9 protein-coding genes are annotated in these 7412 nt (G+C 65.7%); 5 read left to right on the top strand and 4 right to left on the bottom strand.

Annotated features, from left to right (window positions below; translation table 11 throughout):
* Positions 1-43 precede the first annotated feature (43 nt).
* A complete protein-coding gene (locus CVA01_RS04340; protein ID WP_244938143.1) occupies positions 44-1033 on the bottom strand; it encodes a pseudouridine synthase in 990 nt (329 codons plus the stop codon).
* 64 nt (positions 1034-1097) lie between these two features.
* On the opposite strand from CVA01_RS04340, the gene CVA01_RS15440 reads away from it, so the two are divergent.
* The 3 genes from CVA01_RS15440 to CVA01_RS04330 all read left to right on the top strand — a co-directional run bounded on the left by CVA01_RS15440 (position 1098) and on the right by CVA01_RS04330 (position 3171).
* Positions 1098-1226 carry a hypothetical protein gene (locus CVA01_RS15440; protein WP_280528060.1) on the top strand — a complete coding sequence of 43 codons (129 nt, stop codon included), beginning with the start codon at positions 1098-1100 and terminating at the stop codon, positions 1224-1226.
* A gap of 176 nt (positions 1227-1402) precedes the next feature.
* On the top strand, positions 1403-2314 hold the full coding sequence (locus tag CVA01_RS04335; protein WP_041630836.1) for a universal stress protein: 912 nt from the start codon (positions 1403-1405) through the stop codon (positions 2312-2314).
* A 152-nt stretch (positions 2315-2466) separates the two neighbouring features.
* On the top strand, positions 2467-3171 hold the full coding sequence (locus CVA01_RS04330) for a TetR/AcrR family transcriptional regulator (protein ID WP_014011340.1): 705 nt from the start codon (positions 2467-2469) through the stop codon (positions 3169-3171).
* 26 nt (positions 3172-3197) lie between these two features.
* Here CVA01_RS04330 and yidC read toward each other — a convergent pair whose 3' ends face one another.
* Positions 3198-4226 (bottom strand): membrane protein insertase YidC, encoded by a 1029-nt coding sequence (yidC, locus tag CVA01_RS04325; RefSeq protein WP_141328886.1) that lies wholly within the window; start codon positions 4224-4226, stop codon positions 3198-3200.
* Between the two features lie 96 nt (positions 4227-4322).
* Between yidC and CVA01_RS04320 the strand changes: the two genes are divergently transcribed.
* The gene (locus CVA01_RS04320; protein ID WP_244938142.1) at positions 4323-5567 is read left to right on the top strand and encodes a sensor histidine kinase; all 1245 of its coding nucleotides are present in this window, start codon (positions 4323-4325) and stop codon (positions 5565-5567) included.
* Positions 5564-6205 (top strand): response regulator transcription factor, encoded by a 642-nt coding sequence (locus CVA01_RS04315; protein WP_014011301.1) that lies wholly within the window; start codon positions 5564-5566, stop codon positions 6203-6205. Before CVA01_RS04320 ends, CVA01_RS04315 begins: the two co-directional genes overlap by 4 nt.
* Positions 6206-6238: 33 nt before the next feature.
* On the opposite strand, the gene CVA01_RS04310 is transcribed toward CVA01_RS04315, so the two are convergent.
* Both CVA01_RS04310 and CVA01_RS04305 read right to left on the bottom strand, forming a co-directional pair.
* Positions 6239-6601: a histone-like nucleoid-structuring protein Lsr2 gene (locus tag CVA01_RS04310; protein ID WP_014011300.1), complete on the bottom strand. Its 363-nt coding sequence runs from the start codon at positions 6599-6601 to the stop codon at positions 6239-6241.
* A gap of 150 nt (positions 6602-6751) precedes the next feature.
* A complete protein-coding gene (locus tag CVA01_RS04305; protein ID WP_014011299.1) occupies positions 6752-7357 on the bottom strand; it encodes a DUF6474 family protein in 606 nt (201 codons plus the stop codon).
* Between the last annotated feature and the right edge of the window lie 55 nt (positions 7358-7412).

The following is a 7412-nucleotide window of genomic DNA, read 5'->3' as shown; positions in this document are numbered from 1 at the left end:
TGTACCCGGATAACGGGAGCCGGGTGCGAGGGTGCGTGAAGGATCAGCTCGAATACGAGCTGACGAAGTGACGCGGTTCCCCGGACAAGGGATCAGTAAAGGAGAGTTCGCGGGCGGTCAGACCCATGGGACGGTTGAAGTCCTCATCCTCTACTGCAGGAACGAAGGGCAGGGGAGCGGTCTGGTCATACAGAGCACGATCCGAGATGTCCGTGTAGATCGGGTCGTCGACGATCGGTGTCTTGAACAGGCGCATATTCACGCGCAACTGGTGAGTGCGTCCGGAATGGGGCTGCAGCGTCCACACCAGCTTTGAGTCATCAAGATCCGAAGGGCGGATTCCGACCACAGCCGTCTCGCTGTTGGCGTCCCCCTCGGCGACGTAGGTGGCGAGATGCCCACGGTCCTTGATGAGGCGGTGCCGCAGTACCCACGGCTCTGCCGCACTCGGCGCAGCGAGCGCTGAAGCAGGACTACCGAGGTGCAGTGCACCGGCCGGAACCTCCACCTGAGTCAGGTCGGTCCATCCCGGAGGTCGCGGCGTCACCGCGTCGTAGGTCTTCTGTACGAGGCGGCGCTCGAAGAGCTGCTGGTACGCACCGCGCACCTCACGACGCACCGTGAACAGCAGTACCCCGCGGGTCAGCCGGTCCAGGCGGTGCACCGGAGACAGGTCGTCAATGCCGAACTGACGCCGTGCGCGGACGACGGCGGTCTCGGTGATGTGCTGCCCCCGTGGCAGCGTCGACATGAACGGCGGCTTGTCGGCGACGAGGATGTTCTCGTCCCGGTACAGCAGGTGCATGTTACCGGGCACCGGGCGCTCCGGGGCGGGACGACGGTAGAACCAGATGAAGGTACCCCCGGCCACCGTGTCCGCCGGCTGGAGAACCGTGCCGTTGTCGAGCCGGACCTCTCCGCGACGGAAACGTTCGTAGAGGGCGGTCTCGTCGTCGGTGGGGTCGTGGTGGTGCTGGTTCTCGATGAGATGACGCACCGCCGCCGCAGCGGACGTCGCCGTGTCGAGCCTCACCCGTGAAGGGTTGAGACCGTCTACTACTGGTAGTGGAGGGTTTCGCAGGATAAGCTCCTCAGTTATGGATTTCAACTCGATTATCGCACTGGTCAACCAGTTCATGGGCACCGGCGTCGGCGGCTCGGTCGTCGGCTCCGCACAGTCTGTCTTCGACTTCTTGTTCCCGGCCAACTCCCCTGCCGTTCCGTGACGGGAAGTCGGGGTTAGCCGACCCACCCGTGGATCCGTGCTGGTCATCGCACTCCACGGGTGGGTCACTTCTGGTTTACCCCCTGACAGGGGTGTCCATCTGTCCCATCTGTGACCGAAAAGGGGGATAGTGGGGGGTGCAGGGAAATGAAACCCACAAAGACAAGGATGGACACCATGTCGGACACCAAGATCACCGCTGACAATGCGATCGTCGTCGCCGTCGACGGCTCCGAGGCCAGCGCGACCGCCGTCGCCTGGGCCGCGAACGCCGCCACCAAGCGCGGAGCTTCCCTGAAGCTCGTCACCGCCTACACCATGCCCCAGTTCATGTACGCCGACGGCATGGTTCCGCCGCAGGAGCTGTACGACGAGCTTGAGGCTGAGGCGCTGGAGAAGATCAACAACGCCCGCGAGCAGGTCGCCGCATTCAACCCTGATCTCGTGGTCGGTCACATCATCGTCGAAGGCACCCCCATCGACATGCTCCTGGAGCTTTCCGAGAGTGCCGACATCATCGTTATGGGTTCCCGTGGTCTCGGCGGACTGTCCGGCCTGGTCCTCGGTTCGGTCTCCTCCGCCGTCGTCTCCCACGCCGCCTGCCCGGTCGTCGTCATCCGTAAGGACAACAACGTCACCGAGGGCACCAAGTACGGTCCCGTCTCCGTCGGTGTCGACGGTTCCGAGATCTCCCGCAAGGCCCTCGAGTACGCCTTCCGCGAGGCGGACGCCCGCAAGGCCCCGCTGCGCGCCGTCCACAGCTGGGCAGACCAGGAGCTGCAGACCAGCCTCGTCGGCCTCAGTGCCATGCAGAGCCAGGTCGACGCCATCGCCGCTCAGGAGCGCGAGATGCTCTCCAAGGAGCTCGCTCCGTTCCGTGAGCAGTACCCGGACGTCGAGGTCGAGGAGGTCCTCTCCCGCGACCGTCCGATCCAGGTCCTGAGGGACGCCGCCGAGGGCTCCCAGCTGCTCGTGCTGGGTTCCCACGGTCGTGGTGGCTTCCGCGGCATGCTCCTCGGTTCCACCTCGCGTGCTCTGCTGCAGTACGCTCCGTGCCCGATGATGGTCGTCCGCCCGAACTCCCGCTAGGAGGTCCGGGGAGGACGCCCTCCCCACCGACACCTGGAAGCCCCACCTCGCCGGTAAGCCACATATGGACTGTTCTGTCTGTCGTGTAAGCTGGTCCGGAAAGGTGGGGCTTTTCCGGTTCCCCACCCCGCTGAGACCCAGGAGAAAAACTGATGACGAACTCCGTTCCGGCGACCAAGGACGGCGACGGCACCCCGGTCTCCGCCGCAGGTACGTCGGCCCGGAAGTCGTCTGCCCGCGGCTCAGCGAAGTCCGCGTCCTCTCGCCGGCGTAACCGCCCGGGACCGCGGCAGCGGCTGCTGGAGAGCGCCACGCAGCTGTTCACCACGGAGGGTATCCGCGTCATCGGTATCGACCGCATCCTGCGGGACGCGGACGTCGCCAAGGCCAGTCTCTATTCGCTCTTCGGGTCGAAGGACAACCTCGTCGTCGCCTACATCGAGGAACTCGACCAGGACTGGCGTCGTCGATGGGAGGAGATGTGCGCTGACCGGCCGAAGCCGGAGGACCGCATCCTCGCCTTCTTCGACATGGTTATCGCCGATGAACCGCAGGAGAACTTCCGCGGCTCCCACTTCCAGAACGCCGCCAGTGAGTACCCGCGTCCGGACACGGACAGTGAGCACCGGATCCGTCAGGCGGCGATGGAGCACCGCCGGTGGTGTCGTGACACGATGGCCGACCTGCTGACCGAGAAGTTCGGTTACGCCTCCCGCACCCTCGCCGACCAACTCATTGTCTTCCTCGACGGCGGCATCGCCGGAGCGAAGATGAGCCGCACCGTCTCACCCCTGGAGACCGCCCGTGAGCTGGCGAAGCAGCTGCTGTACACGGCTCCGATGATGTACACGATCTAGAAGACGCCGGAGTCAGGGGAACCGACTCAGTCGATCCGGTGGCGTCCGCCGGGGCCCTCGTCCGCCTCCGGTTCTGTGACGGGTTCCGCGTCCGGCTCCTCTTCCGGTTCTGCGGGAGCCGCGTCCTTCGCCTGAGCTGCCGCCGGCAGGTCCTTCGACTTCTTCGCCAGCCGCAGCTGCTTACGCCGTGCACCGATCTCTTTGCGGTGGGCAAGGAACTCCTCCGTGTACGGTGCCTTCCTGTCCATGATGAGTTGCAGAGTGACGCTCTGGGCGACGGTCCACAGGTTGTTCATCACCCAGTAGCACATGATCGCCACGGGGGCAGGGCCGGCGAGGCCGAAGGCCAGGGGGAAGATGAGCATCACCGGCAGCAGGAGGACCATGAACTTGAACAGGCCGCGGGCGACCGCGCTGTCTTCGTCCAGGGTCATCCAGTTCCGCTTGAGTGAGTACGCCGTGTTCGAGGTCGTCAGCACCGAGGCGATGAGACACAGGGGCAGTGCGATGTGGAAGACCTCGGAGGACGAGGTGCCGAGGAAGTCGAACCGTTCATCGGTCATCACGGAATACGCGGGCAGCGGCACGCCAAAGACCTCGGCCTGCAGGAACTGGCCCACGTCCGTCCCGTTCAGGGCGCCGATGCTCTGGTGGGTGCCGTTCTCCAGGTCGGTCGGCCGCGAGACCGTCAGCAGGATCCGGTAGAGGCCCAGGAAGAACGGGAGCTGGATCAGCGCCGGGAGGCAGCCGTCCCGCATCCGGTAGCCGCCGTCCTGCTGCAGCTGCTTGCGCTTCGCCATCTTCTCGCGGATCCTGTCGCGGTCCTTCACCCCCTTGTACTCGACCTCGAGCGCGTGCAACGCCGGCCGCAGGTTGATCAGCATCCGGGACGAGTAGAGCGCCCGGTACGCGAACGGCAGGAGGATCAGGCGCACCGTCACCACCAGAAGAACAATGGTCAGCGGCCATGACGAGACGGCGTCCATGCCCAGCCAGGTGAGGAAGACGTGCCACGCCTTCATGACCAGGGATACGGGGTACTCGATGATCTGCACGGTACGAGGATACCTTTGCCTCCTGTACTTCCCCTGCGTCCCCGGCCCGAAGCCCCTGCACCCCCCGCGTACCCAGGACAGGCTACGGTATGTCCCATGCATACAGTGACGGAACCGGCGACGGGCGTCTTCCGCGGCTCCCCGGTGATCAGGGGAGCGCTGGGGCTCGCCCTGGGCCTGCTCCTCCTGGTCGCCGTGTGGGCTGCGGCGGACCGGAAGGATGCCGCCGTGACCCTCGTGGTCGTCCTGGCTGTCCCCTTCGCCGTCGTCGCGGCCGTCGGCCTGATGCGGCCGTTCCCGGTCGAATCACCACAACGCTACGGCTGGCTGGCCGTGCTCACACTGCTCTGGATCGCCCTGGCGTCACAGGAGGCCACGGCGTCCTACCTGGCTCTCGTCCTGTTCGTCCTCTACCTCCTGCTGCTGCCCTCGCCCTGGGGGGCGGTGGCGACCGGTGTGGCCACGGCACTGGCGGTGATGCTCTCCGTGGCGGTCGCCGGGCCGAGTACCGGCGCGATCCTCGGGCCGGTCCTGGCCGGTGTCGCGGCGATCGCCATCGCGATGGTGGTACGGAGCATGTCCGCGGTCAGTGAGAGCCGCCGTCAGCTCATCGACGAGCTGGTGCGGACCCGCGGACTGCTCGCCGAGTCGGAGCGTCAGGCCGGCATCATCACCGAGCGCGAGCGCCTGGCCCACGAGATCCACGACACGGTCGCCCAGGGGCTCTCCAGTATCCAGATGCTGCTCCACGCTGCGGAGCGGGACATCCCGGCGGACTCCGGTGCCCTGGACCGGGTGCACCTAGCCCGGTCGACGGCGGCCCGCAGCCTGCGGGAGACCCGGGCGATCATCGCGGCTCTGCAGCCCGACGATCTCCAGGACGGGTCGTTCCCGCAGGCGCTGCGCCGGCTGGCGGCGTCCGCGGGCAGTGACGGGCTCGACATCGGTGTCGATATCGAGGACGCCGCGGGCGTGCACGCTGACGGGCCCGACCTGCCGATGCGGGTGGAGGCGGGTCTGCTACGTATCGCGCAGTCGGCGGTGTCCAATGTCCGCCAGCATTCCGGGGCCGACCGGGCACGGATCACGTTGACGGTCGAGCCGGGGTCGGTGCGTCTCGACATCGTCGACGACGGCTGCGGGTTCGACCGGGCCGCGGTGGACAACAGTGCCGTCGAGCGGGCAGGGGAGGGCCATATCGGCCTGTCCGCCATGGCCCACCGTGCCCGCAGCATCGGCGGGACGTTGGAGATCGAGTCGACTCCCGGCAGCGGGACCGCCGTCGTGGTGAGTGTGCCGCGCGGATCCGTGGTGAGTGAAGATACAGGAGAGTCAGAATGATCAGGGTACTTCTCGCCGATGACCACGCCATTGTCCGGATGGGACTGCGCGCCGTTCTCGACAGTGAAGAGGACATCACCATTGTCGGTGAAGCGGACACCGCAGATGACGCCGTCCGTGCCGTGGAGAATGCCGGTCCGGATATCGACGTGGTGCTGATGGATCTGCGCTTCGGCCCCGGACAGTCCGGGCGCGAACTCGAGACCGGGGCTTCCGCCACCGCGCGTATCCGGAAACTTCCGGATCCGCCGAATGTGCTCGTGGTGACGAATTACGACACCGATGTCGACATTCTCGGGGCTATTGAGGCCGGTGCGGTGGGTTATCTCCTCAAGGACGCCCCACCGGCGGAACTCATTTCCGCGGTCCGTGCCGCGGCCACCGGGGCGACGGCAATGTCGGGGTCAGTGGCGACCCGGTTGATGCACCGGGAGGAGGAACCGGCGAATGCGTTGACCAGTCGGGAACTCGAAGTTCTCCAGTTGGTCGCAGACGGGCGGAGTAACCGTGAAATCGGTGCCACCCTGTTTCTTTCCGAGGCGACGGTGAAATCGCATCTCGTGCACATCAACACGAAACTCGGCGTCCGCTCCCGGACCTCCGCTGTGGCGGCGGCCCGGGAAGCGGGAATGCTCTGACCTGCTGAGGCTCAGCGGTCAATCAACGGTCAATCAGCGGTCGGAGGGGTTGGCCTCTTCGTAGGCCGAGATGATCTCGTGGGAGATCTGACCGCGGGCGGACACGGTGTGGCCGTTGTCGCGGGCCCATTCGCGGATCCGCTTGTTGCGGTTCGGGTCGGACTTCGGGGCGGCGGCGCCGGTGGAGCGGGAGCGGGTGGAACGGGTCTTGGCGACCTTGGTGGCGACCTTGAGGTACGGCTCGAGGTCGATGGCGAACTTGAGTGCGTTGTCCTCGGACAGGTCCAGGGTGTAATCCGAACCGGCGTAGGAGAACTCGACGACGTTCACGTCATCCGCGCTGAGGGCGGTTCCGTCCAGATCGTCGAAGAACTGGGTGACTTCACGACGTGCCATGGAGATAATCCTTTACTCGTTCATGCAGATGGACACTGATGCTTCTGGTGAGCGAGTCTAACCCATATAGAACGGACTATGCGAATATCTGTCCTGGCAATTCACTGAATGTCGACGCGGGAAAACAAACGTCGGCACAGTGGCCGTGAATTAGGCGGCGTCGAGCCTGGCGTCCAGAAGATCGAGTTCCGTGGACACGGCGGCGAGCTCGGCATCGGAGGATGCGGATTTCAGCGTCGTCTCCAGTGTTCCGAGCTTCGTGATGATCTCCTTCTCCACGGAATCCGGGACAGTGGAGGCGCCGGCACGGTTACGGAGATCCGCGATACGTGCACGCTGGACCGCATCATGCCCCGGGGCGGTACCACCGGCACCGAATCCGCCGAGCAGCGACGAGAGGCCCTGACCGGACGGGGTGGAACCCAGCTTCGCCACGGCACGGTAGACCAGCGGTGCGGCGACCGGGATCACCGCGCGGGCCGTGCCGACCCAGCCGAGCACCTTTCCTGCGGTGACGCGCTTGGACTTCGCCTGCGCGACCAGGGCCTTCGCGGACTCGAGATCCTTCTTGTCCTGCCGCTTCGCGGCCTTGTCGTCGATGGCGCGGATCTTCCCGGCGGTCTTCTGCAGGTACCTGTCCCGTGCCTTGTCCGATTTCGCGGTGGCCTTCGCCGTCTCTTTCGCGTGGACCTTCGCCGCCTTGTACGCCGCCTTCTTCTCGTGGCGCCTACGGCGGATAGAACTGACAACTCCCATGTGAAAGGTCTCCTGTACCTGCTGTGGAACGTACTGCGGTGCCGACCGGTGACCG

The organism is Corynebacterium variabile, assembly GCF_006539825.1.
Classification (GTDB): Bacteria; Actinomycetota; Actinomycetes; order Mycobacteriales; family Mycobacteriaceae; genus Corynebacterium; species Corynebacterium variabile.
Note: the sequence above shows the minus strand (reverse complement) of the source record. Positions and strands in the feature narration are given on the sequence as shown.